Source organism: Anaerovibrio sp. JC8, from assembly GCF_002100115.1.
Taxonomy (GTDB): Bacteria; Bacillota; Negativicutes; order Selenomonadales; family Selenomonadaceae; genus Anaerovibrio.
In genome coordinates this window covers 55957-81798 of record NZ_ANBM01000001.1, presented here as the reverse complement: position 1 = coordinate 81798, position 25842 = coordinate 55957, and the positions used below count along the sequence as shown (strand labels likewise).

Annotated in this window: 20 protein-coding genes and 1 pseudogene; all 21 read left to right on the top strand. The window is 47.7% G+C overall.

The features are described from left to right. The first annotated feature begins 317 nt into the window (after window positions 1–317). The 21 genes and pseudogenes from D081_RS00345 (at window position 318) to D081_RS00240 (ending at window position 25842) form a co-directional block, all read left to right on the top strand. On the top strand, window positions 318–6329 hold the full coding sequence (locus tag D081_RS00345; protein ID WP_085022152.1) for an autotransporter outer membrane beta-barrel domain-containing protein: 6012 nt from the start codon (window positions 318–320) through the stop codon (window positions 6327–6329). A gap of 132 nt (window positions 6330–6461) precedes the next feature. After that, window positions 6462–7571 carry a rod shape-determining protein RodA gene (gene rodA / locus D081_RS00340; protein WP_085022151.1) on the top strand — a complete coding sequence of 370 codons (1110 nt, stop codon included), beginning with the start codon at window positions 6462–6464 and terminating at the stop codon, window positions 7569–7571. A 44-nt stretch (window positions 7572–7615) separates the two neighbouring features. Next, window positions 7616–10187: pseudogene (locus tag D081_RS00335) on the top strand (TIGR03960 family B12-binding radical SAM protein). Between the two features lie 40 nt (window positions 10188–10227). After that, a complete protein-coding gene (locus D081_RS00325) occupies window positions 10228–11661 on the top strand; it encodes an Rne/Rng family ribonuclease (protein WP_085022148.1) in 1434 nt (477 codons plus the stop codon). Window positions 11662–11810: 149 nt separating this feature from the next. Beyond that, entirely contained in the window at window positions 11811–12527 is a 717-nt protein-coding gene (rpsB, locus tag D081_RS00320) for a 30S ribosomal protein S2 (protein ID WP_085022147.1), read from the top strand. Window positions 12528–12611: 84 nt separating this feature from the next. Then, on the top strand, window positions 12612–13484 hold the full coding sequence (gene tsf / locus D081_RS00315; RefSeq protein WP_085022146.1) for a translation elongation factor Ts: 873 nt from the start codon (window positions 12612–12614) through the stop codon (window positions 13482–13484). 135 nt (window positions 13485–13619) lie between these two features. Further along, on the top strand, window positions 13620–14336 hold the full coding sequence (gene pyrH, locus D081_RS00310; protein ID WP_085022145.1) for a UMP kinase: 717 nt from the start codon (window positions 13620–13622) through the stop codon (window positions 14334–14336). Window positions 14337–14338: 2 nt separating this feature from the next. Then, window positions 14339–14896: a ribosome recycling factor gene (frr, locus tag D081_RS00305; RefSeq protein ID WP_085022144.1), complete on the top strand. Its 558-nt coding sequence runs from the start codon at window positions 14339–14341 to the stop codon at window positions 14894–14896. A 1-nt stretch (window position 14897) separates the two neighbouring features. Continuing rightward, window positions 14898–15125, top strand: coding sequence for a hypothetical protein (locus tag D081_RS00300; protein ID WP_085022143.1), 228 nt, complete (start codon window positions 14898–14900; stop codon window positions 15123–15125). Next, window positions 15109–15282, top strand: coding sequence for a DUF362 domain-containing protein (locus D081_RS00295; RefSeq protein WP_085022142.1), 174 nt, complete (start codon window positions 15109–15111; stop codon window positions 15280–15282). Before D081_RS00300 ends, D081_RS00295 begins: the two co-directional genes overlap by 17 nt. Before the next feature lie 94 nt (window positions 15283–15376). Further along, complete coding sequence (gene uppS, locus D081_RS00290) at window positions 15377–16171, top strand: polyprenyl diphosphate synthase (RefSeq protein WP_085022141.1); 795 nt, start codon at window positions 15377–15379, stop codon at window positions 16169–16171. A gap of 12 nt (window positions 16172–16183) precedes the next feature. Next, window positions 16184–17011, top strand: coding sequence for a phosphatidate cytidylyltransferase (locus tag D081_RS00285; RefSeq protein WP_085022140.1), 828 nt, complete (start codon window positions 16184–16186; stop codon window positions 17009–17011). Window positions 17012–17106: 95 nt separating this feature from the next. Then, window positions 17107–18255 carry a 1-deoxy-D-xylulose-5-phosphate reductoisomerase gene (locus D081_RS00280; RefSeq protein WP_085022139.1) on the top strand — a complete coding sequence of 383 codons (1149 nt, stop codon included), beginning with the start codon at window positions 17107–17109 and terminating at the stop codon, window positions 18253–18255. A 14-nt stretch (window positions 18256–18269) separates the two neighbouring features. Further along, on the top strand, window positions 18270–19301 hold the full coding sequence (rseP, locus tag D081_RS00275; RefSeq protein ID WP_085022138.1) for an RIP metalloprotease RseP: 1032 nt from the start codon (window positions 18270–18272) through the stop codon (window positions 19299–19301). A gap of 17 nt (window positions 19302–19318) precedes the next feature. Next, entirely contained in the window at window positions 19319–20380 is a 1062-nt protein-coding gene (gene ispG / locus D081_RS00270; RefSeq protein ID WP_369823977.1) for a flavodoxin-dependent (E)-4-hydroxy-3-methylbut-2-enyl-diphosphate synthase, read from the top strand. Between the two features lie 4 nt (window positions 20381–20384). After that, the gene (locus D081_RS00265; protein ID WP_085022136.1) at window positions 20385–22094 is read left to right on the top strand and encodes a proline--tRNA ligase; all 1710 of its coding nucleotides are present in this window, start codon (window positions 20385–20387) and stop codon (window positions 22092–22094) included. 93 nt (window positions 22095–22187) lie between these two features. Next, a complete protein-coding gene (locus D081_RS00260; RefSeq protein ID WP_085022135.1) occupies window positions 22188–22700 on the top strand; it encodes a DUF177 domain-containing protein in 513 nt (170 codons plus the stop codon). A gap of 44 nt (window positions 22701–22744) precedes the next feature. Continuing rightward, on the top strand, window positions 22745–22924 hold the full coding sequence (rpmF, locus tag D081_RS00255) for a 50S ribosomal protein L32 (protein WP_027396398.1): 180 nt from the start codon (window positions 22745–22747) through the stop codon (window positions 22922–22924). Window positions 22925–23253: 329 nt separating this feature from the next. Continuing rightward, the gene (fapR, locus tag D081_RS00250; protein ID WP_085022134.1) at window positions 23254–23814 is read left to right on the top strand and encodes a transcription factor FapR; all 561 of its coding nucleotides are present in this window, start codon (window positions 23254–23256) and stop codon (window positions 23812–23814) included. A gap of 14 nt (window positions 23815–23828) precedes the next feature. Further along, complete coding sequence (gene plsX / locus D081_RS00245; protein ID WP_085022133.1) at window positions 23829–24857, top strand: phosphate acyltransferase PlsX; 1029 nt, start codon at window positions 23829–23831, stop codon at window positions 24855–24857. After that, window positions 24838–25842 carry a beta-ketoacyl-ACP synthase III gene (locus tag D081_RS00240; protein ID WP_085022132.1) on the top strand — a complete coding sequence of 335 codons (1005 nt, stop codon included), beginning with the start codon at window positions 24838–24840 and terminating at the stop codon, window positions 25840–25842. The genes plsX and D081_RS00240 overlap by 20 nt, the downstream gene beginning before the upstream one ends.

Below are 25842 nucleotides of genomic sequence, written 5' to 3'. Positions count from 1 at the left end.
TATGTAGAAGTAACAAATAATAAGTATTTAGTAATTTATTTTCACCACGTAAAGGAGGGACAGGGCATGAAAAGGCAGGAATTAATTATTTTAGCTGACATGTGCCGTTTTTTTGTGCCTAATACTGTCCTTATGGGGGGGGCATCTGTCCACTAAATATAGATACTTATACACAAGTAAATAATGATATAAATAAGCCTTCTCTCAGGGGGCAGGTGAGCCATTGGGGCTCCTCTGCGGCCTGAGGGGAGGCTTTTTCGCGTTTATTTAGGAAAACTCAACTTTAAGAAAAATAAACCATGGAAGGAGTAGATAATATGACGAAAAAAGAAAAGGAACGGAATATGAAGTTGACCAGATATATTACCTGTGCCCTGATGCTGGGGAATGGGCTGCTTTTTGCACCTATGGCAGAGGCGACACCTTATACAGTCGAAGATGCCACGGCTTCTGGTATGACTCAGTTTCATGGATCTGATGATGTTCTCTATGGAAACGCAGGAGGATCCAGCACAGACACCCTTACTATCAATTTCGATGGTGACACATTTAAGGACTGGGTTATTGCCTGCGGATTTATACAGGATACGGGTAGTACGACGCATGATTTAAAAAATAACACGACATTTGTCACTAAAAGCAATACGAACAATATTTTTAGTGTCTATGAACTAACAGGAATTTGTGGAGATGTGAGCAATAACAAGCTGATTTTTAATGGCGGAAAATTACCGTGGCAGATGGGAGCTGCAGTACTTATAGGTGATAAAAGTGCTACAGTTAAAGATAATATTCTAACCATAAACAGCGTCGGAACAGGGAAGGTGAAGGATAGTGTTTATCTTTATGGCGGTTTTGGAGGGAAAACCAATCAAAACAATGCCATAAATATTAATGCGGCAGTAAATGTCGATGAGATTTCGGTTGGTTATGTATCTACATATAATAACCCTGGAGTCGCCAGCACAGGCAACACTCTAAACCTTGGCACAAAAGGCATAACTACAGGAAAAGTTAGTTACACACAGAAAATTGCCATTGGCTACACGGATACGAAAACCAATACAGGCACTCATCTTATAGATTTCGTGGATGGTGCTACTGTGCTTTCAGCCACCGGGCTGATTGATACCAGTTCGAGTGAATTTGGCCTCCAGACTCTGGACATCACAGCGAACAAGGATAAGTTCTTGGCTGCCACCTCCGGCACGATGCATCTTCTTTCCGGCGGAGGAGCTACTGATTTCAGCAATCTGAAGCTCGACTGGTGGGGTGGAACTGGACATACTTTTGACGAATCAGGTAGTATCACCATAAAGCAAGATACGGAGGACCAGACAAACGAGGTTAATAATGTAACCTTAACTTATAGGGGTGCGCATAAGGTTCTTCTGACGAGTGATAAAAAGGGAGTAGATTACAGTGTTGTGACAAATGCCAGTGGCGTATCCTTTGGGGCCATTGAATGGAATACAACTACACCTGCGCGGTCGGGCACAGGGTATACCTTTGATGGAAATACCACCATTAACGGAAGCAATCTGTCCTTTACAGACATCACTGCAGACCCAATGGGAAAGACTATGACCCTTCTTTCGAATGCAACAAACATAACCGAAAATGGTATTACACAGCCGGGAGATATGAATCTTTCGTTTAAAGATGGAAAGAATATTGCGTACACGGGAACTGCATCAGGGGCGATAAGTGTTTCTGGTTCCGCTGTGAAATACAAATTCAACAGCGGTACTATGAAAACTATCGATCTTAGTGGCTGGAGCGGCAGTGGTGGCATAACTTTGGATGATGGCTGGTCTGCGCCAACTGGAGGAGTTTCCGTAGACACAGGGAGCTTCGGTGTAAACCCTGCAGGCGGAATTATCATCACGGCAAAGGAGGGATTCTTTGGTGAGATAACTGGAGATAAAGCATATTCTGATAGTGGTACTTTCTCGGGAGATACGGATAAAGGCGTAACTCTTTCGGGTACAAAGTCAGGCGGTGTCAAGACGAATGACACAAAGTCAGCTCTTATTTATGAAGCTGAGCAGAGACAAGCCAAAAACATTTCCTTGGGGAATATGACATGGAAGGATGGGCGTACAGCAGCATCCAACTATGACTTTACGGGTGTTACTATAGATGCATCTAATCTGAAATTTACCGCCTTTAATTCTCCTTATAGTGTAAATACTATAGCGAAAAATGACACCATGGCAATCCTTTCGGGTGCCACCAACTTAGCCGCAGGGCTTCCTGTGACGGGAGCAAATCACAGCCAGTCCATCAGCTATGAGGATACCACAAATAAGGTTACCCTTAATGGTACCCTGACTGGAACAGTGTCCACTTCCGCATCTGCTGGTACTGGACAGGTGGACTATACAGTTACCAAGAAAACCTTGGACAAGGTGGATCTTTCCAATTGGGATGGTACACAAAATATCACCGTAGATGGCAGCTGGGAAAAAGGCACATCCGGCGGTATTGATGTGGATACTGGCACCTTGCAAACCTCCTTTGATGAAGATAAGGATATTATGGACCTTAGCGGTGGTGACCTTGAGTTTGGCAATGTAACTGGAGATAAAAAATACAGGGACAATGAGAGGTTTTCCGGGGACAAGGACAAAGGGGTAAGCCTTTCCGGCACCAAATCCGGTGGAGTAAAGGTTGATGATACCAAAAAGAAGCTCCAATACAAAAAAGAGCAAACCAATGTAGATGGCATTACTCTTGAGGCCATGGGATGGGACAACCCACGGGTTATGGATGCTGCCTATAATTTCAATACTGTGCGAGATAATGGTATTGATGCCTCCAATCTTTCCTTTACCTTTACCAACGATGCAGTAAATAATATAAATACAGGGAAGAGCACAAATCTTATTACAGGGGCCACGGGTCTTGGCAGCGGCCTTGCAGTAAAGGGCTCACCAAAGGATCAGTCCCTTAGCTATAATACAGCGAACGGTGCAGCTATTGGCGGTACCCTGACGGGTGATGTGACCACTGATTCAGGGACGGTAAAATATACTGTTACCAAAAAGACTCTGGACAGCGTAAATCTTTCCAAATGGGACAGCACCAAGACTGCCTATGATGTTTCCACTGGTCATTGGACCAAGAAAACTGGGGGGATTACGGTTTCCGGCACCGGTTTCACTCCTCCTACGGCCAGTGTTCCTACAACATTTTACATTATGAATGGTGGTGGGAATGGCTTCTTTAGTGATGCCCATATAGATGACAGCATTATTTATAAGGCTTCCGGCACATATAATGAAACGGATAAAGGGGTTACATTATCCGGGTCCCAGTCCAAGGGTGTTACTTCCAGCGACGATGGCCAGTCCCTCCTTTATAAGATAGGTACTGCCAATATTTCAAATATTGCATTTGGTGGAATTACCTACCAAAAAGATTCCGTATATCTGGATAAGAGCGGTGCTCTTTATAACTTTGGACCTGTTTCCAGCTTTGACCTTTCCGGCTTCTCCGTGTCAATGAATGACACTGATAAGAAGTCTGCAAGGGCAGGGGATTCCATGACTCTTCTGAAGGGAAATAATACCTTGAAGGATATTGGAGCCACCAGCGTAGGCTCCAGCAGCTATACCTATACTGCCACTCCGGGCCTCGATGTAACAGGGGAGGTTACGGGAGCAGTTTCCTCAACTGGGGGAAATGTTATTTATTCCGTGACTGACAACAAGGCAACAAATCTTAATTTCAGCACAGTGGGCTGGAGCAGCACCTTCTATAACCGCCCTGATACTGAAATTGCATATAACAGCGCAGCAGTTGAGTCGGAGAATCTAACCTTCAGCGGTGTTGCCAACCTTTCAAAGGGCGACAAGATGATTCTTGTAAATAATTTTGGCGACGGGGTGAAGAAAACCAGCAGCGGTATCTTTACTCTGGGAGGCCAGTCCGGCAAGGGGCATTCCTACTGGGAAAACGGCAGTCTGTGGTATGTTGTGGACAGAGGCATAAATGAGGTGGTTCCAAAGAAGGATGCCATTGATGAAAATACCCAGGTGGTATCCGGAGAAACCAAGAATGAAAGTGTAGTTGGTGGACAGGCCGAGGGTGATGGCGTAGCCAAAAAGAACGAGGCTGATGTTTCCAATGCCAAAATAAAGATTAAAGAGGACGGAACCGGCGGCGATGTTATCGGTGGCTCCAGCGAGGAAGGTATCGCTGAAAATAATACCGCAAATGTTACCAATAGTGAAGTAGATGGCAATATCTACGGCGGCAAAACAGATACGGGAACCAATCAGGGGAATACAGCCAATGTAAGCAACACCACAGTAGGTGGCAGCGTATATGGCGGTTATGCTATAGATGGTGAGGTTACTTCCAATACTGCCACTGTTTCCGGTGGTGAAGTAGATGGTAATGTATATGGCGGCAAGACCAGTGGTACGGACCAGCCAGTGGATCAAAATACGGTTACTTTGGCTGATGGTGCAGTGGTCAATGGAAGTGTATACGGTGGCTACAGTGCCAACGGAACAGCCTCTGGCAATACTGTAACCATTAAGAAGGCCAATATTAGGGATTATCTCTACGGCGGCAAGAGTAAGACCCGCTCTGCCAACGACAAGGTAAACTTTGAGGACGGCTCTGTTTTGGGTATTATCGGCGGTGGCTGTGCCGAGGCTCTGAACAATAATGTTACTCTTTCCAACGGTACTGTACAGGAGCATGCTATTGGCGGCTTTGCAGATAATACTGCTACTGGTAACTCCATTACCATAAATGGCGGTACTGTAAATGGCAGTGTTATCGGCGGTTATGCCGGCAATACTGCTGATGGCAACAGTGTATATTTAGGTGGCGGCAAGGTAGAGGGCAAGACCTTCTATTCCACCACATTGGGCGTAACCATTGATGGCGGAGTATACGGCGGTTACAGCAACAGCTCCACCAAGAATAACAGCGTATATCTCTACAGTGATGCGGATGTTTCCAGCACCAATTTACTTGGTGGCAATCAGGAATTCACCGGCAATCTGTTGAATATTGGCTATATGCTGAATGGAACACCAACTGCCTGGACAGGCGGTGGCCAGAGCATGAAGAATGTCTCTAATTTTGAGACCCTTAATTTCTCAGTTGCTCCTTGGGATACCAGCAAGGCAGCTTTGACCATCTCTGATGGTACAGCAAGCAATTTGTCAAATACTACAGTGGGGGCAACCCAGGTGGCCTTTACAGGAGTAAAGACCCTTAGCAAGGGTGATACTATGACCCTCCTTGACCAGAACAAGGTGACAGCAGCCAATAAGGCTACCAAGGTGGAAGAAAAATCCAAGTACACCCTTGGCACTGCAGCAGAGGGCGTGGGTGTGGTTTCAAAGGATGCCGAAGGCAATATTATTTACACTGTTGACAGCATTTCTGCCTCTGAGCAGACCCATAACACAGTGGTGGCCGGAGAGGCTGGTATTGTAGCCCTCACCGCAGGCAATGATTTCATTAACTCTGCCACTGAGGGTCTGGCCCGCAAGGAAAATATTGGCAAGGATGGTATTTCCACCTATGCAAAGATTGGTGGCAGCTCCCTCAGACAGGAAACCGGCAGCCATGTCAATGTAAATACATGGAATGCTATTTTGGCATTGGGCCACAAGAATGTTCAGAAGAAATCCACCTTTGAATATGGTGCTTTCGTTGAGCATGGTAGAGGAAGTTATTCCACATTCAATGATAACGGCCAGCGTGGGGACGGTTCCCTGGATTATACTGGCGGCGGTCTTTTGGGTAAATGGACCTCAAATAAGGGCCTCTATGTGGAAGGCAGTGTAAGAGCCGGCAGCCTTCATGATGATGCCAAGAATCTCCTTCGGGACAATGTACAGGCATATAGCTATGACCAGCGCACCAATTATTATGGTTTCCATATTGGTGTAGGCAAGGAGACCACTGTGGCCGGTGGCAATCTGGTGGATGTTTATGGCAAGTATTTCTACAACCGTAAGAATTCCATGGACTTTAATGTTAATGGGGACAATTACAATCTGGATGCTGTAAACAGTCAGATTTTCCGCTTGGGTGCCCGTTATACAATTAAGGGAAGCAGATGGGACTTCTATGGCGATTTGTCCTATGAGCATGAATTTGACGGCAAGGCCACAGGTACAGTAAACGGGCTGGCCATTCGCGGCGCTGACACCAGCGGCGGCAGTGTACGCCTTGAAATCGGAACATCCCTTGTACCTAGTGAAAAATCCCCTTGGAATGTGGATCTGAATCTTACCGCTTATGCCGGGAAGAAACAGGGTATCAAGGGCGGAGTATCCCTTAATTATTCCTTCTAAAAGCATTTTAAAATACAGTGATACCTTTTATGGGGTGTCACTGTATTTTTTTGCTATATTCAGTTGTTCTTTCCCATAGTTCGTGATAACATATATAAGCTATACTAGAATTTAAATTTGGAGGCAAGTCCCTTGATTTTAAATAAAAAACTTAGAAAAATAGATGTGGAGCTGATTGCCGCTGTAGCCGGCATTATTATCATGAGCCTTATAACCATCGGCAGCGCCACTCATATAAATACCCCATCGGAGGACAGATACTGGTATGTGGTGCGACAGGGCATTTTTACCCTTTTGAATGTGGGTGTTGTGATATTCTTTATGAATTTTGATTACAAGATGCTGCAGGCTTATGGCAAGAAGCTATACATCTTCAATATAATCATGCTGCTGGCCGTAATGTTTTTGGGTCAGTCTGCTCTTGGTGCCCAGCGGTGGATTCAGTTGGGGCCAATATCCATTCAGCCGTCGGAGTTTTCCAAGATAATCATGATTATCTGCATGGCTTCCGTATTTCAGGACAAAATTGGGCAAATCAACAAATGGTCTGATTTGTTGCCCTTGGCCGGCTATGTAGGGCTGCCCTTTTTATTGGTGCTGAAGCAGCCGGATTTGGGGACCTCCCTGGTATTTATGGCTATTTTCATTGGCATGATTTTTGCCTGTGGGGCCAATTTGAAGCTGCTGGCCTGGATGTTTGGAGCAGCGGCGGCCTGTGCGCCCTTGATATGGCATTTTGTGCTGAAGGAATACCAAAAAATGCGTATCATGGTGTTTATGGACCCTAATGTGGACCCATTGGGCTCCGGATATCATATTATTCAGTCGAAAATTGCCATAGGCTCCGGAATGCTGTTCGGCAAGGGCCTCTTTGCAGGGACCCAGAGTCAGCTGAACTTTTTGCCGGAGAACCACACTGACTTTATTTTCGCTGTAGTGGGCGAGGAGCTGGGCTTTGTGGGAGCCACCATATTGCTTCTTTTATATCTCGTGGTGCTGTGGCGGGGTATCAAGATCGCCCAGCAGGCCCAGGATACCTTTGGTATGCTGTTGGCTGTGGGGATTACCTCCATGCTGGCCTTCCATGTGCTGGTCAATGTGGGCATGACTGCGGGGATTATGCCAGTAACCGGTATTCCACTGCCATTTATGAGCTATGGCGTCAGTGCCCTTACCACCAATATGTTCGCCGTGGCCATTTTACTTAATATTTATCTGAGAAACCAAAAACTCCAGTTCTAACATGATGGTTTCTGTTTTTGTAATTATATAGAGGAGCTTGAGCAATGATTAAATTAGAACCTGAAATCCTGCAGGCTGTTGAAAAGCCTGCCCGCTATACAGGTCATGAATTAAATGCCGTGCATAAGGACTGGGACGAGGTGGATTGCCACTTCGCCCTGGCCATGGCCGATACCTACGAGGTGGGCATGTCCAACCTCGGGCTGAAAATTCTTTATGAGGTGCTGAATAACCGTCAGGATACTGCCTGTGAAAGAGTGTATGCTCCTTGGACCGACATGGAAGCAATCATGCGGGACAGAAGCATACCTTTATTTTCTTTGGAGAGCTTTACTGAAATCAAGAAATTTGATTTTCTGGGCTTTACCCTCCAGTATGAGATGATATATTCCAATGTTCTCAATATGCTGGATTTGGCCGGGATTCCTATTTGGGCCAAGGACCGCAATGAGGATGCCCCATTTATTCTTGGCGGTGGCCCTACCGTTTACAATACGGAGCCTATTGCCGATTTCTTTGATTTCTTCGTTTTGGGAGAAGGAGAAGAGGTTATCTCCGAAGTGGCTGAGGCCTTTGTGAAATGGAAAAAGGACGGCAAGCCAGGGGGCAGAAAGGGCTTTTTAAAGGAAGCTGCTAAGCTGGAAGGTATTTATGTGCCTTCTTTTTATGAGGTTAAATATAACGACAAAGGGTATTTTGCTTCTATAGAGCCAAAGGAGCCAGAGGCAAGAGACAAGATTTACAAGCGGGTTATTAAGGATCTGGACAGTGTTCATTTCGTGGAAAAGCCTGTAATGCCATATATTGGCATAGTTCATGACAGAATTATGCTGGAGCTGTTCCGTGGCTGTACCCGTGGGTGCCGTTTCTGCCAGGCGGGCACTTCCTATCGTCCTATCCGCGAAAGAAGCCGCGAATATCTCCGGGGACTGGCCCGTAAGCTGGTGGATTCCTCCGGCTACAACGAAATGTCCCTTACATCCCTCAGTTCTGCAGATTATTCCTGTCTTGGGGAGCTGGTGGATGATTTGTTCTCTGATTTTGAGGGGGAGAAGGTTAGCTTTTCCCTGCCATCCCTGCGTATAGACAGCTTTTCCATTGATTTGGCCCACAAGATGCAGCAGGTGCGTAAAAGCGGTCTTACTTTCGCTCCTGAGGCGGGAACCCAGCGCCTTCGTGATGTTATAAATAAGGGCGTTACCGAGGAAAATCTTATGACTGCTGTGGAAGCGGCCTTTAAACAGGGCTGGAAGCAGGTGAAGCTGTATTTCATGATGGGACTGCCTACAGAAACTGATGAGGATATTGTGGGTATCGCCAGACTGGCGGAGAAAGTAGCCAGAAAGTACAAGGAGGTTAAGGGCAAGTGGGGCGTTACTGTAACTATCAGCGTATCCTGCTTTGTACCAAAGCCCCATACTCCTTTCCAGTGGTTTGGCCAGCTGCCAAAGGATGAGTTTGAGCGCCGTCAGCGTCTTTTGAAGGACAGCATTACGGAAAGAGCTGTAAAGTTCCATTATCATGATGCCAGAGTCAGCGTCCTTGAAGGTGCTATTTCCCGTGGAGACCGCCGTATTTCCCAGGTGATTTATCAGGCCTGGAAGGATGGGGCCAAGTTTGATGGCTGGACTGATCTCTTTAAGGAAGATGTTTGGCATGAAGCTTTCAGAAAATGTGGCATTGATATGAAGGAATACAGCCAGCGGATTCGTGATTTTGATGAGCCGTTGCCATGGGAGCATACCACCCCAGGTGTTTCCAAGGAATTCCTTAAGCGTGAGTGGGATAAGGCCATAGCAGAACAGCTCACTGAGGATTGCCGCCGTGGCAAGTGCTCCGGCTGTGGTGTGTGTCCATCCCTTAAGGTGGATATTGTGGACTGGAAGCGGAAGGAAGGGGAGGTGAAGGCCAATGTATAAGTATCGTGCCCAGTTAACCAAGGGTGATGAAATAAGATATATTTCCCATTTGGATTATGCTGGCGTTATGGAGCGGGCTATTCGTCGGGCCAAGCTGCCAGCGGCTTATTCCGAGGGCTTCAATCCTCATTTGAAAATGTCCTTTGCATCACCATTATCCTTGGGGGTAACCTCAGATTCGGAATACATGGATTTTGAGCTGACCAAGCCTCTTTGTCAGCCGGAGATTTTTGACAAGCTGTCTGCAGCCCTGCCTCCGGGAATAAGACTTATTAAGCTGAAGCCCGTGAAGGAACCAAAGCCTTGTGAGGGGAAAAAACATAAGGCCCTTATGGCAGAGGTGGAGCAGGGGATATACGAGGTGATGGCTCCCCTGACTGGTGACTGGGATGAAGCGGTGAAGGCAGTGGAGGCCTATAATAAGGAACCAGAGGTCAATTACCATCGTGTTACCCCTAAAAAGACCAGGGATATTGAAGTTAAGCAGTATATGATTGAGCCAGTTAAGATTGGCATGAGCGGGGACTGGGTGAAGCTGACCATGAATATTTCCATTACCCAGACCGGCAGTATCAAGCCAGCGGAAATACTGGAGCTGTTACATAATGAATATGGCTTGCCAGTGGCCTTGGGCCGGGCACTGATCAACCGCAGCAAGCTCATGGGCCAGGGCAAGGACCTTATTGATTTAGTATAGTAACTTTGTATGTCAATTTTTATAGAAAGGAGGATTTGCCATGAAAACAATATATGTAAATGTTATGCCGGAAGAGACCCGGATGGCAGTGGTGGAAGACGGCCAGTTAGCCATGCTGGAGCTGGAACGGCCGGAGCATGCCCATCTGGTAGGCAACATATATAAAGGCCAGGTGCAGAATGTCCTTAAGGGCATGCAGGCCTCATTTGTGGATATTGGCCAGCCCAAGAATGCCTTTTTATATGTGGGCAATGGCAAAATTGCATCAAAGGCCCAGGCAAATTCTCCCCGTGAAAATATCACCGTTGGCCAGAATGTCATCGTTCAGATTATAAAGGACGAGGTGGGCACCAAGGGTCCGCGGGCTACCATGCATCTGTCCATCCCCGGCCGTCATGTGGTATTGATGCCAAATTCCGCCTATATTGGCACCTCCCATCGTATAGAGGACGATGGGGAGCGGCAGCGGCTTCACGACATTGTCCGGGCCGAGGTGCCAAAGAACATGGGCTGTATTATCCGCACAGCGGCCCAGGGCCAGCCGGCGGAAAATATCGTCAAGGATATCCGTTATCTCATGAAAATATGGGATGAGATACTGGCCAAGGCCAAGCTCTCTGCCACCAGCGCACTGCTTTACCGTGATGCAGATCTGGTGATTCGCATTGTCCGGGATTATCTCACGGATGATGTGGACAAAATGGTTATAGATAATCCAAGGATGTATAAGCGGGTCTGCGATTTGATAAAGGCCACTGCACCGGATATGCTGTCCCGCATTGAGCTTTATGAAGGCCGCAATATCTTCAAGGATAATGGCATTACCGAGGCCATGGAGAAGCTGAACGGCCGCACTGTGGAGCTGGAATCCGGGGGCTTTTTGGTTATTGACAAGACCGAGGCCATGACGGTGATTGATGTGAATACCGGCAGCTTTGTAGGTGATATGAACCTCGCTGACACGGTTTATAAGCTGAATATTGAAGCGGCGGATGAGATAATGCGTCAGCTTCGCCTGCGGGATATGGGCGGCATTATATTGGTGGATTTTATTGATATGGACAGTCCGGAGCAGAACGAAAGACTGCTGGAAAGAATGCGCCAGCTGGCCCAGGGGGATCGGTCAAAAACCAATATTGTGGATATCACCTCCCTTGGTCTGGTGGAAATTACCAGAAGAAAATCCCGCAAAAATCTGGAAAGCCTGCTCTATTGCCAGTGTCCGGTCTGTGAGGGCACCGGCAGGGTCCTGTCACCGGAAACCCTGGCTGTGAAAATCAGCCGCAACATTCGGCGGGTGGAAGCCAAAAAGCATGCTGCCAATGGGTATCTGCTTCAGCTTCATCCTCAGGCCGCCAATGAAATCAAGGCCATGGACAGCTTCAGAAGGCTCATGGAGGATTTCGGGGCAGAGGTGACCATAGAGGCTTCACGGGAAATATCCCCGGGCAGTTATATTCTCACACAAAGATAAAATTATAGTTGCATTCTATAATTCTATATGGTATAGTATTTCACGGTGTAATTAGAAAACGCACGCCAGAGGACGTTTAACCTGTGCCCAAAGTGGTGGTTTAAACGGATGAGGCTGGCGGAGGAAATAAAAACAGGAGGTGCACCACTATGGCAGTTGTTTCTATGAAACAGTTATTAGAAGCTGGTGTTCATTTCGGACATCAGACCAGAAGATGGAACCCTAAGATGGCTAAGTACATCTTCACCGAGCGCAATGGTATCTACATCATTGACCTTCAGAAGACCGTTAAGAAGGCAGAAGAGGCTTACAACTTCGTTCGCAGCGTAGCTGAGGAGGGCAAGTCCGTTCTGTTCGTTGGTACCAAGAAGCAGGCTCAGGAAGCTATTAAGGAAGAGGCTATCAAGGCTGACCAGTACTTCGTTAACGAGCGTTGGTTGGGCGGCATGCTCACCAACTTCAAGACCATCCAGACCCGCGTTAAGCGTCTGAAGGAGCTTGAGGCTATGGCTGAGGACGGTACTTTCGAGGTTCTCACCAAGAAGGAAGTACAGGGCCTGAAGCATGAGATGGAGAAGCTCGAGAAGTATCTCGGCGGTATCAAGGAGATGAAGGAGCTCCCAGGTGCTCTGTTCATCGTTGACCCACGCAAGGAAAGAATCGCTGTAGCTGAGGCTCACAAGCTGAACATTCCTATCGTTGCTATTATCGATACCAACTGCGATCCAGATGAGATTGATTTCCCAATTCCTGGTAACGATGATGCTATCCGTGCAGTAAAGCTCATTACCGGCAAGATTGCAGACGCTGTTATCGAGGGCCGTCAGGGCGAGGCTGCTGAGGCTCCAGCTGAGGAAGCTGAGTAATATAAAACCTTAAAAGGGGTAAGGGGATATCCCTTATCCCTTATTTTTTCGATAAAAAACCGAGTTAATAGGGGGAAATAAACAATGGCACAGATTACTGCTGCATTAGTTAAGGAACTGCGCGAAATTACCGGCGCTGGTATGATGGACTGCAAGAAGGCTCTCGTTGAGTGCGATGGCGACAAGGACAAGGCTATCGATTATCTCCGTGAGAAGGGCATTTCCAAGGCTGCCAAGAAGGCTGGCCGTATTGCTTCCGAGGGTGTTGTTGCTGCTGCTTATGATGCTGCTTCCAACACTGCATGTCTGGTAGAGGTTAACTCCGAGACTGACTTCGTTGCAAAGAACGACAACTTCAAGGAGCTGGTAAAGAAGATTGCAGAGCACATCATTGCTACCAAGCCTGCTGATATTGATGCTCTCAACGCTTCCATGCTGGATGGCAAGACCGTTGCTGATACCATGACCGAGGCTGTTGCTTCCATCGGTGAGAAGCTCTCCCTCCGTCGTTTCGTTGTATACACTTCCGACAAGAAGCTGGCTACCTACATTCACATGGGTGGCAAGATCGGTGTAGTAGTTGAGCTTTCCGGCGGCAGCGATGAGCTGGCACAGGATATCGCTCTTCAGATTACTGCTCAGAAGCCACAGAGTATTGACCGCAGTGGCGTTGATCCTGAGTATCTCGACCATGAGCGTGCAGTTCTTCGTGCACAGGCTCTGGAAGAGGGCAAGCCTGAGAACATCGTTGACAAGATGGTTGAAGGCCGTCTTAACAAAACCTATAAAGAGATTTGCCTTGTTGAGCAGGAGTTCTTCAAGTCTTCCGACCATGAGACCATTCAGGACATCCTTGGTGATGTTAAGGTTCTCCGCTTCACCCGCTTTGAGATGGGTGAGGGCCTTGAGAAGAAGAATGAGGACTTCGCAGCAGAGGTTGCAGCTCAGATTAAGTAATTAAATAATTGATTCTCATAGAAAAAGGGACTTGCACATGCGGTCCCTTTTCTTTAAGATATAAATGGTAAATATTGTTTTTGAAAGTTAAAATATACAAAAAATTAGTTATTCTCAAATTTGGAGGTTGTTGCAGTGGGAAAATACAAGCGCGTTCTACTTAAGCTTAGTGGTGAGTCTTTGGCAGGAGACCAGGGATTCGGTATTAATCCTGTTGTGGTTGAAGCTATCGGAAAGCAGATAAAGCGCGTTCATGATGCGGGCATTGATGTGGCTATCGTTGTGGGCGGTGGCAACATCTGGAGAGGTCTGGCTGGCAGCGCCAAGGGCATGGACCGTGCCCAGGCTGACTACATGGGTATGCTGGCTACTGTTATTAATGCATTGGCTATTCAGGATGCCCTGGAGCAGCAGGATGTTCCTGCACGGGTACAGACTGCCATTGAGATGCGTCAGGTGGCAGAGCCTTACATTCGCCGTAAGGCCACCCGTCATATGGAAAAGGGCCGTGTGGTAATCTTTGGTGCCGGCACCGGTAACCCATATTTCTCCACTGATACTACCGCAGCACTCAGAGCCGCTGAGATTGAGGCAGATGTTATTCTCATGGGCAAGAAGGGTACCGAGGGTATCTACGATAAGGACCCTAACCAGAATGATGATGCCAAGAAGTTTGACAATATCAGCTACAAGGAGATTCTGCTCCGCAGCCTGAGTGTTATGGATTCCACTGCCACCAGTCTTTGCATGGACAATGATATTCCATTGGTTGTATTCAAGATTGATGATTTTGAAAATATTTACCGTGCAGCTATCGGTGAAGATATTGGTACTACAGTAGGAGGCAAATAATCATGATTAACGACATTATATCTTCCAGTGAAGAACGCCTGAACAAGTCCATTGATGCTCTCAAGAGAGAGTTTGGTTCTCTCCGTGCCGGACGTGCTACTCCTTCCCTTTTGGATAAGGTAATGGTAGACTACTACGGTACCCCAACTCCTGTTAACCAGGTGGCAAAGGTTTCTGTTCCGGAGGCCCGCATGATTATGATTCAGCCTTGGGAAAAGACCATGCTCCACGAGATTGAGAAGGCTATCATGAAGTCTGAGTTGGGCCTGTCCCCTAACTCCGATGGTACTGCAATCCGTCTGTCCATTCCACAGCTTACCCAGGAGCGCCGCAAGGAGCTGGTTAAGACTGTCAGCAAGAAGGCAGAGGAGGCCAAGGTGGCTATCCGCAATATCCGCCGTGATGCCAACGAGCATATCAAGAAGCTGGAAAAGGACAAGGAAATCACTGAGGACGAGTCCAAGAAGGGCCAGGAGAAGTTCCAGAAGATCGTTGATGGCTTCATCAAGAATGTGGACACTCTGAAGGAAGCAAAAGAAAAAGAAATAATGGAAGTATAATATGGAAATTGATGTTGTAGGCAGGCCTTGGCATTTAGCTAAAACCTTGCTTAATGATGCCCATATAATGTATAATGTAACGGTAACCCGACCGACTAAGGACTTTTTTAAGCTTGAGCCTGAAGGGTATTATGTCATTAGGCAGCGACAGCTTCCTGATGGCACGTTAGACATTGGAATAGCAGCTAGGCTGCTGAAGGAGGTTTCTAGTAATGGCTTACAAGATTGAAGACGGTTGTATTTCTTGTGGTACTTGTGCAGGCACCTGCCCTGTAGAGGCAATTTCTGAGGGCGACGGCAAGTACGAGATCAATGCAGATGTTTGCGTTGAGTGCGGTGCTTGTGCAGCAGGCTGCCCTGTAGGTGCAATTGTTGCTCCTGAATAAGACACGCGGCCGCCGCAAGTGACGGATAAAAGTGTCAAAGGCCCCTCAATAAGTAATTTTGAGGGGCTTCTTTTCTTTGATTAGGAGTATTGCTATGTTAAAAAAAATATTTGGAAAAAAGAACAGCTCCAATAAAAATGCAAAAACAGAGGAAGAAATTCTTGCTCTTATAGATAGAGACAGATTGCCAAAGCATGTTGCCGTAATCATGGATGGCAACGGACGCTGGGCAAGTGGCCAGGGTATGGTCCGTTCAGCCGGCCATGCTTCAGGTGTTAAGACCCTGAAAACCATTTTGCGTGCGGCAGTAGATTTGAAAATCGAGGCTTTCACGGTATATGCCTTTTCCACGGAGAATTGGAAGCGTCCTACCGCTGAGGTTGAGTTTTTGATGAAGCTGTTTGCTGATTCCCTGGCAAGGGAACTGGATGAAATGGATGAGCTGGGAATCCGCATAAAATTTATTGGCAGATTGGACGGCTTCTCTCCATATCTTCAGGAACAGTTTGACAATGCGTGCAGGCGTACCGCCAATAATACAGGCGTAAAGTTCAATGTTGCCGTTAATTACGGCGGTCAGGATGAAATGCTCAGAGTTATGCAGTCCTTGGCCAAGGAGGTTCAGGCGGGGAATGTTGCTCCGGATGACATAGACGTGAGCATGATAGAGGAGCGTCTGGATACTGCGGGAGTATCACCGGTGGATCTGGTAATCCGGACCAGTGGTGACATGCGTCTCAGCAACTTCCTTATCTGGCAGACGGCCTATGCTGAGCTGTGGTTTACAGATACCAACTGGCCTGATTTTACAAAGGCTGAATTTTATAAGGCCTTGCTGGACTTCTCCCAGAGAGACAGAAGATTCGGCGGTCTTAGTAAAAAGAAATGAGGAAACTAAGGAATGCTTACTAGAATAATTACCGGAATCATTGGCATAATACTGGCGGCACTGGTCATCCAGAATGGTGGAACGGTGTTTGCGGGGGCAGTACTGCTGCTGGCCTTTGGTGCCTGGTATGAGTATTGCAATGCCTTTCAGCAGAAGGGCTACAAGCCTACACTGGTAACCGGTATGGTAATGATTTCCATTATGTGGGCCGGCGGCTTCTTGGGCAGCACTGGTATGCTTGTCGGTGCGGCAATGCTTTCAGCACTTGTGATTATGCTGCTCACAGTTTTGAATCACGATAAATTCGATGTTTTGTCTGCTGTTATTTCAGTGGCAGGCGTTTTCTATATAGGCTTGTCCTTTGTTCATCTGGTAATGCTTCGCTTCATTGGTGAGGAAGCCTATATTGCCACCAGCCTTGGTGATTTCCAGCTGGGCTGTGCCCTGGTTTGGGTGGCCCTGATTGGCACCTGGGCCAGTGATACCTTCGCTTACTTTGCAGGCTGCTTTTTGGGAAAGCACAAGCTCTGTGAGAAGATCAGTCCCAAGAAGACCATAGAGGGCTTTATTGGAGGCCTTGTTGGTACTACCGCTTCCGTGGCCGGTCTTGGAGTCTTTTTCGGCTTTGATGTGGTTGTAATGGCCGTTCTGGGCTTTTTCATCTGCGTTGTGGCAACCCTTGGGGATTTGGTTGAATCTGTGGTTAAGCGTTACACGGGCATTAAGGATTCCGGCAATGTCATTCCCGGCCATGGTGGTATCTGGGACAGATTTGACAGTGTAATCTATACAGTTCCCTTTGTATATTATTTTCTGTATTGTGCAAGGATTGCCGGCTGAGCTGCCGCAGTTTTTGTTGATGGGTATAAATTGGCAGTAAAGCAAAATGCTTTATTGCCTATTTCTCTTTAAGTATATTTTAAGGAGTATGTGACATGAAAAATTTAGTTGTTTTAGGGTCAACCGGTTCCATTGGTACCCAGACCCTGGATGTGGTTCGTGATAATCCTGAGTTGTTTCATGTATCTGTGCTGGTAGCCAATCGCAGTGATGAGCTGCTGGAAAAGCAGATTAATGAATTTAAGCCGGAAATGGCTGTATTGTCCGATAAGGAAGCAGCAGAGCGGTTAAAGAGCCGTTATTCCGGCAGGACTGTTATAAAGGGTGGCCGTGAGGCTGTTATCGAGGCAGCGGTGTTCCCGGAGGCAGACACAGTAGTTACCTCTCTCATGGGCTTTGCCGGTCTGGAGCCTACCATGGCAGCCTTGGAAGCAAAGAAGGACATTGCCCTTGCCAACAAGGAGACTCTTGTGGTGGCCGGTGAGCTGGTAATGGCCAAGGCCAAGGAAATGGGCTGTGCCATTTTGCCGGTGGACAGTGAGCATTGTGCTCTCTTCCAGTGCCTGCAGGGACAGGACAGAAATGCAGTGGAAAAGCTTATTCTGACTGCTTCCGGTGGCCCCTTCAGGGGCAGGAAGGCCAGTGAGCTTACAGAGGTTACAAAATCTGATGTGCTGGCTCATCCAACCTGGAATATGGGGCAGAAGATTACGGTGGATTCCGCTTCTCTGGTCAACAAGGGCCTTGAGGTTATTGAAGCCAAGTGGCTCTATGGTGTGACCTACGATCAGATTCAGGTGGTGGTACACCCTCAGAGTATCGTTCATTCCATGGTGCAGTATCGTGACGGCACTGTAATGGCGCAGCTGGGGTGCACTGATATGCGTCTGCCTATTCAGTACGCATTGACTTATCCTGAAAGAGTGGAGTCCAGATTCCCGCGGGTAGATTTTTATGAGCTGGCCCAGCTGACCTTCGAAAAGCCGGATATGGATACCTTCCGTGGCCTCAAGCTGGCCTTTGAGGCGGGCAAAACCGGCGGTACCATGCCATGTGTCATGAATGCTGCCAATGAGGTGGCGGTTGAGGCCTTTTTGAAGGGACAGGCCGGTTTCCTGAAGATATACGATTTAATCGAAAATGCCATGAACAAGGCTGAGGTTCAGTATAACCCAACTCTGGAGCAGCTTTTGGAGGCTGACAGGTGGGCCCGGGAGATTACCCGTCAGGAACTGTCTAAATAAAGGGAGAAAACATTATGTTATTGACTATAGTATCTGCGGTATTTGTATTTGGCCTTTTGGTGCTGGTTCATGAGTGGGGACATTTTGTTACTGCCAAAATGACTGGCATGCGGGTGGATGAATTTGCCATTGGCTTTGGACCGACACTGCTGAACTGGCAGAAGGGGGAAACCAAGTATGCCCTGCGGGCCATTCCTTTGGGAGGCTTTAACCGCATTGCCGGCATGGATTTTGATGAGGATGAAAATGATGCAGGGGAGCGGGCTTATTACAGACGTCCTGTTTGGGCGCGGATGATTGTAATATTGGCCGGTTCCTTTATGAACTTCGTTCTGCCATTGGTACTGTTCTTTTTGATTTTTGCCTTTACCGGTGTTCAGACCCCCAACACGGAGCCTGTGGTTGGGGATGTAATTGCCGGGGCACCTGCCCAGTCTGCTGGCTTGGCATCGGGAGACAAAATCCTTACCATCAATGGCCAGCCGGTAGCTGAGTGGAAGGATATTTCTGCATTGATAAGTGATGGTGCCGGCAAGCCTTATGAGGTAACCTACCAGCGTGGCGATGAGACAAAGGCCACCACTGTAATTCCTATGGAGGATGAAGCCACCAAGCGGGTGGTCATCGGCATTCAGGGTACCCTTGTCACCGAGAGCGTTAATCCGTTGGAGGCTGCCTATCTGTCAGTGGATAAGACCTGGAGTATTTTCAAGAGTATGCTGGGAGCACTGGTAATGCTCTTTACCCAGGAGGGGGCGTCATCGGAGCTGTCTGGTCCAATCGGTGTGGCCCAGATGGCCGGTGAGGTGGCTCAGCACGGCTTTATTCCGCTGTTGAATTTTGCTGCCTTCTTGAGCCTTAACCTTGGCATTGTAAATCTGTTGCCGGTTCCGGCCCTGGACGGCGGTCACTTTGTGACCCTCTGCATTGAGGCTGTGCGTGGCAAGCAGATGAGCAAGCAGGCCATGTATTACATCCAGACTGTGGGTGTGGTACTGCTCATAAGCCTGATGATTTTTGCTACATTCAATGATATAACCAGATAATGGAGGGGTGCCCAGTGATAAAGCGTAAAGAAACAAGACAGATACATATTGGCAATGTTGCCATTGGCGGCGGTGCCCCTATATCTGTTCAGTCCATGACCAATACCAAAACCACAGACACTGAAGCCACTGTAGCCCAGATTAATGCCCTTCAGGCCGCAGGCTGTGATATCGTTCGTCTGGCAGTGCCCGATATGGATGCTGCCCTTAATCTTGGCAATATTATTAAGAAGGTAAATGTGCCTTTGGTGGCGGATATTCACTTTGATTACCGCTTGGCATTGGAAGCCATTAATCAGGGGATTTCCGCTTTGCGCCTCAATCCCGGCAATATTGGCGGCGAGGCCAATGTCAAGGCAGTGGTAACCGAGGCCAAAAAGCATAACATTCCAATCCGCATCGGCGTTAATGCCGGTTCCTTGGACAAGAAGCTGCTGGCCAAGTATGGTGGAATTACGGCAGAGGCTCTGGTGGAATCAGCCATGGAGCATGTGCGTATTTTGGAGGCCCAGGATTTCCACGATATGAAGATTTCCTTGAAGGCCCATGATGTTCCGCTGACCCTGGAGGCCTATCAGCTTATGTCCAAAACCGTGGATTATCCGCTGCATTTGGGCATTACTGAGGCGGGAACCGCCCGCACCGGCATGATAAAATCCGCCGTGGGCATTGGCGCCCTTCTGGCTCAGGGTATTGGTGACACCTTCCGCATTTCCCTCACTGGTGACCCGGTGGTGGAGGTTAAGGTGGCCAATGAGATTCTGAAATCTCTGGGTATGCGTGAATATGGCCCGACCCTGATTTCCTGTCCGACCTGCGGCAGAACCAGCATTGATCTGGCCGGAATTGCCGAGGAAGTGGAAAAGCGTCTGGAGGATATCAAAAAGCCGATTTCCGTGGCCGTAATGGGCTGTGTGGTAAATGGCCCGGGTGAAGCCAAGGGGGCTGATGTGGGCATTGCCGGCGGCAACGGTGAAGGCCTTGTATTCAGAAAAGGGGAAATAATCCGCAAGGTGAAGGAAACTGAACTGGTTGAGGAATTATTCAAGGAAATAGATAAGATTTTACAGGAGGATTAAGATAGTGCGCGCAACTAGACTTTATGCACCAACATTGAGAGAAACACCAGCCGAGGCGGAGGTAAAAAGCCATCAGCTTATGCTGAGAGCCGGCATGATCAGAAAGGCAGCCGGCGGCTTGTACACCTATATGCCATTGGCCTGGAAAACTCTGAAAAAGATTATGCAGATTATCCGGGAGGAAATGGATGAGGCAGGCGGCCAGGAAATCGCCATGCCGATTGTTCAGCCGTCCGAAATTTGGAAGGAAACCGGCCGTTGGTCTGTATATGGTGATGAGATGTTCAGAGTATCTGACCGTCATGGCCGCGAATTCTGTCTTGGTCCTACCCATGAAGAAATGGTTACAACCCTGATCCGTGATGAGGTGCGTTCCTACAAGCAGCTGCCTCTCATGCTGTATCAGATTCAGAACAAGTATCGTGACGAGATTCGCCCTCGTTTCGGCCTCATGCGTGGCCGTGAGTTCATCATGAAGGACCTCTATTCCTTCGACAAGGATGAGGAGGGCATGAACGAGTCCTACAAGATTATGTATGATGCCTACACCCGCATCTTCAGCCGCATGGGCCTGGAATTCCGTCCTGTAGAGGCTGATAACGGTGCCATCGGTGGCGGTCATTCCCATGAGTTTACCGTTTTGGCAGATGCCGGTGAGTCCAATATCGCATACTGTACCAAGTGTGATTATGCCGCTTCCGACGAAAAGGCTGAGCTGACAGTTATTAAGGCTCCTGAGGAGGAAATGAAGGCTTTGGAGAAGGTTTCCACTCCGGATGCCCACACCATTGAGCTGGTGGCAGAGTGCCTGAAGCTGCCATTGGATAAGACCATCAAGGCAGTTGCCTTCCAGAGCGACAAGGATGAGCTGATTTTGGCCTTCGTCCGTGGGGACCATGATGTAAATGATGTTAAGGTAGTAAATCTCTTTGAGGATGCCATTGAGCTTCATATGGCAGCTGATGAGGCCATTGTGGCAGCCGGCGGTGTGCCTGGCTTCATGAGCCCAATCGGCCTTAAGGAAGGCACCAAGGTAGTAGTGGATGCTACTGTTATGGAAATGTACAACGCCTGTGCCGGTGCCAACGAGAAGGATATGCACTACATTAATGTAAATCCGAAGCGGGATTTCAAGGATGTTATTGTAGCTGATATCCGCATGATTAAGGAAGGGGATGCCTGCCCTCATTGCGGCGCACCTGTAAAGATGACCCGTGGTATCGAGGCTGGACAGGTATTCACCCTGGGTACCAAGTATTCCCAGTCCTTACATGCAACCTTCCTTGATGAAAACGGCAAGGAGAAGCCATTGGTTATGGGCTGCTACGGTATTGGCGTAAGCCGTACCATGGCTGCGGCCATTGAGCAGAACAACGACGAAAATGGCATTATCTGGCCAAAGGCCATTGCACCATTTGAGGTGGTTGTGGTTCCAATCAACGGCAAGAATGAGGAGCAGCTTAAGATTGCCGAGGATATTTACAACGAGCTCAAGGCCAAGGGCGTGGATGTTCTTCTGGATGACCGCAAGGATCGTGCCGGCGTCAAGTTCAAGGATGCTGATCTTATCGGCTATCCTCTGCGCATCACCGTTGGTCCAAAATCCGTTGATGAGGACAGCGTGGAGCTGAAGGTTCGCCGCAACGGTGAAATGGTCAATGTGGGCAAGGCCCAGGTGGCAGCAAAAGCCCTGGAAATGCTGGAAAACCTTTAATAAACCAGCCGCAATTTAAATTGATATTTTGTCAAGGTAATTCTCTTGACAAACAATATGGCTGTCGCTATAATAAATGAGGTTGATGTCTATATGATGAAGATCAATATAATTGAAGCCAATGAAAACCTTGGTTCTCCCGTATCCTTTGAGTTTGTTACCAACGCTCAGGAGATAGATGCCATCCATGAAAATTATTCCTTTGACGGTGATATTACCGTAAAGGGTGAGTTCGTGGCTACTGGCCGGGGGTATCGCGTAAGTGGCCGGATTTCCTGTACCAAGTCATTTGTCTGTGACCGCTGTCTGGAGCAGTCCTCTCAGCAGCAGGAGCATGAATTTGACGAGGAATATCAGAAAAAGGGCCAGGGTTATGCAGAAGATGACCAAGATGTGAATTATTTTGATGGCGATATGGTGGATATTTCACCGATGATCAGAGATGTTCTCTTATCAGACCAGCCGTTAAATAATATATGCAACGCTGATTGTCGCGGTCTGTGCCTCAAGTGTGGTGCAAACCTCAATCATGGCGATTGTGGCTGTGACCGTACTGTTATTGACCCAAGACTGGCGGCATTGCAGCAATTATTGATTAAGAAATAATTCTATTCATTAGTGAATGTTTCGTTAAGGAGGTGTATCCTGAAATGGCAGTACCAAAGCGTAAAATGTCTAAGGCTCGTCGTGATTCCCGTCGTGCCAACTGGAAGTTAGAGGTTCCTGGTTTCGTAGAGTGCCCACAGTGCCACGAGCCAAAGATGCCTCATCATGTTTGCACAGAGTGTGGTTACTATGATGGCAAGGAAGTTATTTCCGCAGCTGAATAATTGACTGCTGAATGAGCAGGCTGTAAGGCCTGCTCATTTTTAATGTGAGCATTGAACCAATTGTACATATAATTCAAACATTTAGTAGCTGATAATATTTTTCTTGCCTTTTGCAAAGAAAATTTATATAATCATAAGCAGTTAGTAGGACTTGGTACTAAATTTTGCGGATCACAAGGTATGGCCTATGTTATGAAGTGTCAGATTACCAAACGGATTGATGTGTTTTTAAAGGAATGAATTCATTTGTTAACCTGACAATTTGTAATGTTTGGAATGAAATGCCTTTTTGTGATATGATGATTATGTTGTTTTAAAAGGTGAGTAAAATGGCGCGGGTAAAAAAGAAAGAAAGACATACACTCTTAATGCGTCAGGTCAGCGAAAAGCCTTTTCTGACAGATGAGGAACTGGCCAAGCTCCTTGAGGTAAGTATCCAGACTATCAGACTGGACCGCATGGAGCTGGGCATACCAGAGGTGCGTGAGCGCATCCGCAAGGTTGCAGAAGAGGCCCGTGAAAAAGTTACCACTATTGAAAAGGATGACCTGGTAGGTGAGCTCATTGATTTGCAGCCAGGCCGTTCCGGAATTTCCCTTTTGAAGATTACCGAGGAAATGGTGTTTTCAAAAAATCAGATTGCCAAGGGACATTATATATTTGCCCAGGCCAGCTCGTTGGCGGTGGCTGTAATTAATGCTCCTATGGCCTTGACTGGCGTGGCAAATATCAAGCATAAGGTGCCGGTCAAGTTGGGCGAGATGCTTGTTGCCAAGGCAGAAATCATTCGTCAGCGCAGCAACAAATTCTTTGTCTGGGTCAAGACCAGAAATGACAAGGAAGAGGTATTTCGTGCCAAATTTATAGTGGTTTCGTTGACTGAGAGTTAATAGGAGGCTCAAAATTGAAACTTGCAGTAGATGCAATGGGCGGAGACTACGCTCCAAAGCAGATAGTCATGGGGGCAATTGAGGCCGTTAAAAAATATGACTGTGAAATAGTCCTGGTAGGTGACCAGGAACAGATAGAAGCCGAGCTTAAGGCAAACAATGCTCAGAACCTCGACAGACTGAGTATTCATCACACTACCGAGGTTATCGAAATGGGCGAGCATCCGGTGGAGGCAGTGAGAAAGAAGAAGGACTCCAGCCTGGTGGTAGCCACTAAGCTTGTCAAGACTGGTGAATGTGACGGTGTACTGTCAGCCGGCAGTACCGGGGCGGCCACAACAGCGGCAACCCTTTTCCTCCGTACCATAAAGGGCGTGGACAAGCCTTCCATTGCTACTCCGCTTCCTACAAAGGATGGTCTGGTACTTCTTTTGGATTCCGGTGCCATCGTGGACAGCAAGCCGAAGGATTTGACCGAGATGGCCCTCATGGGCTCCATCTACAGCCAGTATGTATATGGTATAGATAATCCAAAGGTCGGTCTCCTGAATGTTGGTGAAGAGGAGACCAAGGGCAACAAAAAGGTTCAGGCCACCTATCCGATGCTTAAGGGCATGAACTCCATAAACTTCATCGGAAACGTGGAAGGCCGTGATATTCCAACGGGTATGGCAGATGTTGTAATTTGCGATGGATTTGTTGGAAATATTGTGTTAAAATTTGCTGAGGGTTTGGCAGTAACATTATTGGAACTGATCAAGGACGCCATCAAAAATGGCGGTATCTTTGCCAAGCTGGGTGCGGTGCTGGTTATGCCGGCCCTTAAGAAGCTGGGCAAAAGACTTGATGTTACCGAGTATGGTGGAGCACCTTTACTTGGTGTTAATGGCTGCTGTATAATATGCCATGGTTCTTCCGATGCCAAGTCAATTTGCAGTGCAATTAATGTTGCCAACGAATATGTTAAACATAATGTAGTTGACCGTATTAGGGATAGCATAGAGAAGGAGGAGATGCTGGCGAATGACAACGAAGAAAACTAACGCAGGCATCCTGGGAACAGGATTTTACGTTCCTGAAAAGATACTGACCAATGATGATTTGGCCAAGATTGTTGATACCAGTGATGAGTGGATCACAGAACGCACTGGTATTAAGGAACGCCGCATAGCCGCCGATGATGAGGCAACCTCTGATTTGTCCTTGAAGGCAGCAGAGCAGGCCCTGGCGGATGCCGGTGTATCTCCTGAGGAGCTGGACCTTATTATCGTATGTACCCTTACATCCGATAGAATTATTCCATCTACAGCTTGTATGCTTCAGACCCGTTTGGGGGCCAAGAAAGCGGCTGCCTTTGATTTGTCAGCGGCATGCTCCGGCTTTGCCTATGGCCTCAGTGTGGCAGCTCAGTTTATTGAAAACGGTGCTTACAAGAAGGCACTGGTTGTAGGTGCAGAAACCCTTTCCAAGTATATTAACTGGGAAGACCGCAACACCTGTGTACTCTTTGGTGACGGTGCAGGGGCGGCAGTACTGGGACAGGTTGAAGAGGGCTATGGAATCCTTAGCTTTGATCTGGGCAGTGACGGCTCCGGCGGTGACGCAATTCAGATTCCTTCCAGCGGCAGCCGTTTGCCGGTGAGCAAGGAAACCATTGACCAGCGTTTGAATCTCATTCACATGAATGGCAAGGAAGTCTTTAAATTCGCTGTTAAGGCCATGGGCAATACTGTAAAGCATGCCCTTGAAAAGATTGACATGCCTCAGGAAGAGATTGATTGGCTGGTACCTCATCAGGCCAATATCCGCATTATCCAGTCCGCAGCCAAGCGATTGGCTATGCCTATGGATAAGGTAATATTGACCGTCGCAAAATATGGAAATATGTCAGCGGCTTGTATACCGATTGCATTGGCCGAGGCCGCTGCTGAGAAGCGCTTTAAAAAAGGCGATATAATAGCACTGTCTGGTTTTGGCGCAGGCCTGACCTGGGCATCATGCATAATCAGATGGTCTAAGGAGGATTAA

Bases quoted from the DNA above. Each gene is read 5' to 3' on its own strand.
- rseP (WP_085022138.1), top strand. From the start codon at position 18,270: ATGTTATTGACTATAGTATCTGCGGTATTTGTATTTGGCCTTTTGGTG.
- rpmF (WP_027396398.1), top strand. From the start codon at position 22,745: ATGGCAGTACCAAAGCGTAAAATGTCTAAGGCTCGTCGTGATTCCCGT.
- fapR (WP_085022134.1), top strand. From the start codon at position 23,254: ATGGCGCGGGTAAAAAAGAAAGAAAGACATACACTCTTAATGCGTCAG.
- frr (WP_085022144.1), top strand. From the start codon at position 14,339: ATGATTAACGACATTATATCTTCCAGTGAAGAACGCCTGAACAAGTCC.
- uppS (WP_085022141.1), top strand. From the start codon at position 15,377: ATGTTAAAAAAAATATTTGGAAAAAAGAACAGCTCCAATAAAAATGCA.
- D081_RS00280 (WP_085022139.1), top strand. From the start codon at position 17,107: ATGAAAAATTTAGTTGTTTTAGGGTCAACCGGTTCCATTGGTACCCAG.
- D081_RS00345 (WP_085022152.1), top strand. From the start codon at position 318: ATGACGAAAAAAGAAAAGGAACGGAATATGAAGTTGACCAGATATATT.
- D081_RS00285 (WP_085022140.1), top strand. From the start codon at position 16,184: ATGCTTACTAGAATAATTACCGGAATCATTGGCATAATACTGGCGGCA.
- D081_RS00325 (WP_085022148.1), top strand. From the start codon at position 10,228: ATGAAAACAATATATGTAAATGTTATGCCGGAAGAGACCCGGATGGCA.
- tsf (WP_085022146.1), top strand. From the start codon at position 12,612: ATGGCACAGATTACTGCTGCATTAGTTAAGGAACTGCGCGAAATTACC.
- D081_RS00295 (WP_085022142.1), top strand. From the start codon at position 15,109: ATGGCTTACAAGATTGAAGACGGTTGTATTTCTTGTGGTACTTGTGCA.
- D081_RS00260 (WP_085022135.1), top strand. From the start codon at position 22,188: ATGATGAAGATCAATATAATTGAAGCCAATGAAAACCTTGGTTCTCCC.
- D081_RS00240 (WP_085022132.1), top strand. From the start codon at position 24,838: ATGACAACGAAGAAAACTAACGCAGGCATCCTGGGAACAGGATTTTAC.
- rpsB (WP_085022147.1), top strand. From the start codon at position 11,811: ATGGCAGTTGTTTCTATGAAACAGTTATTAGAAGCTGGTGTTCATTTC.
- D081_RS00300 (WP_085022143.1), top strand. From the start codon at position 14,898: ATGGAAATTGATGTTGTAGGCAGGCCTTGGCATTTAGCTAAAACCTTG.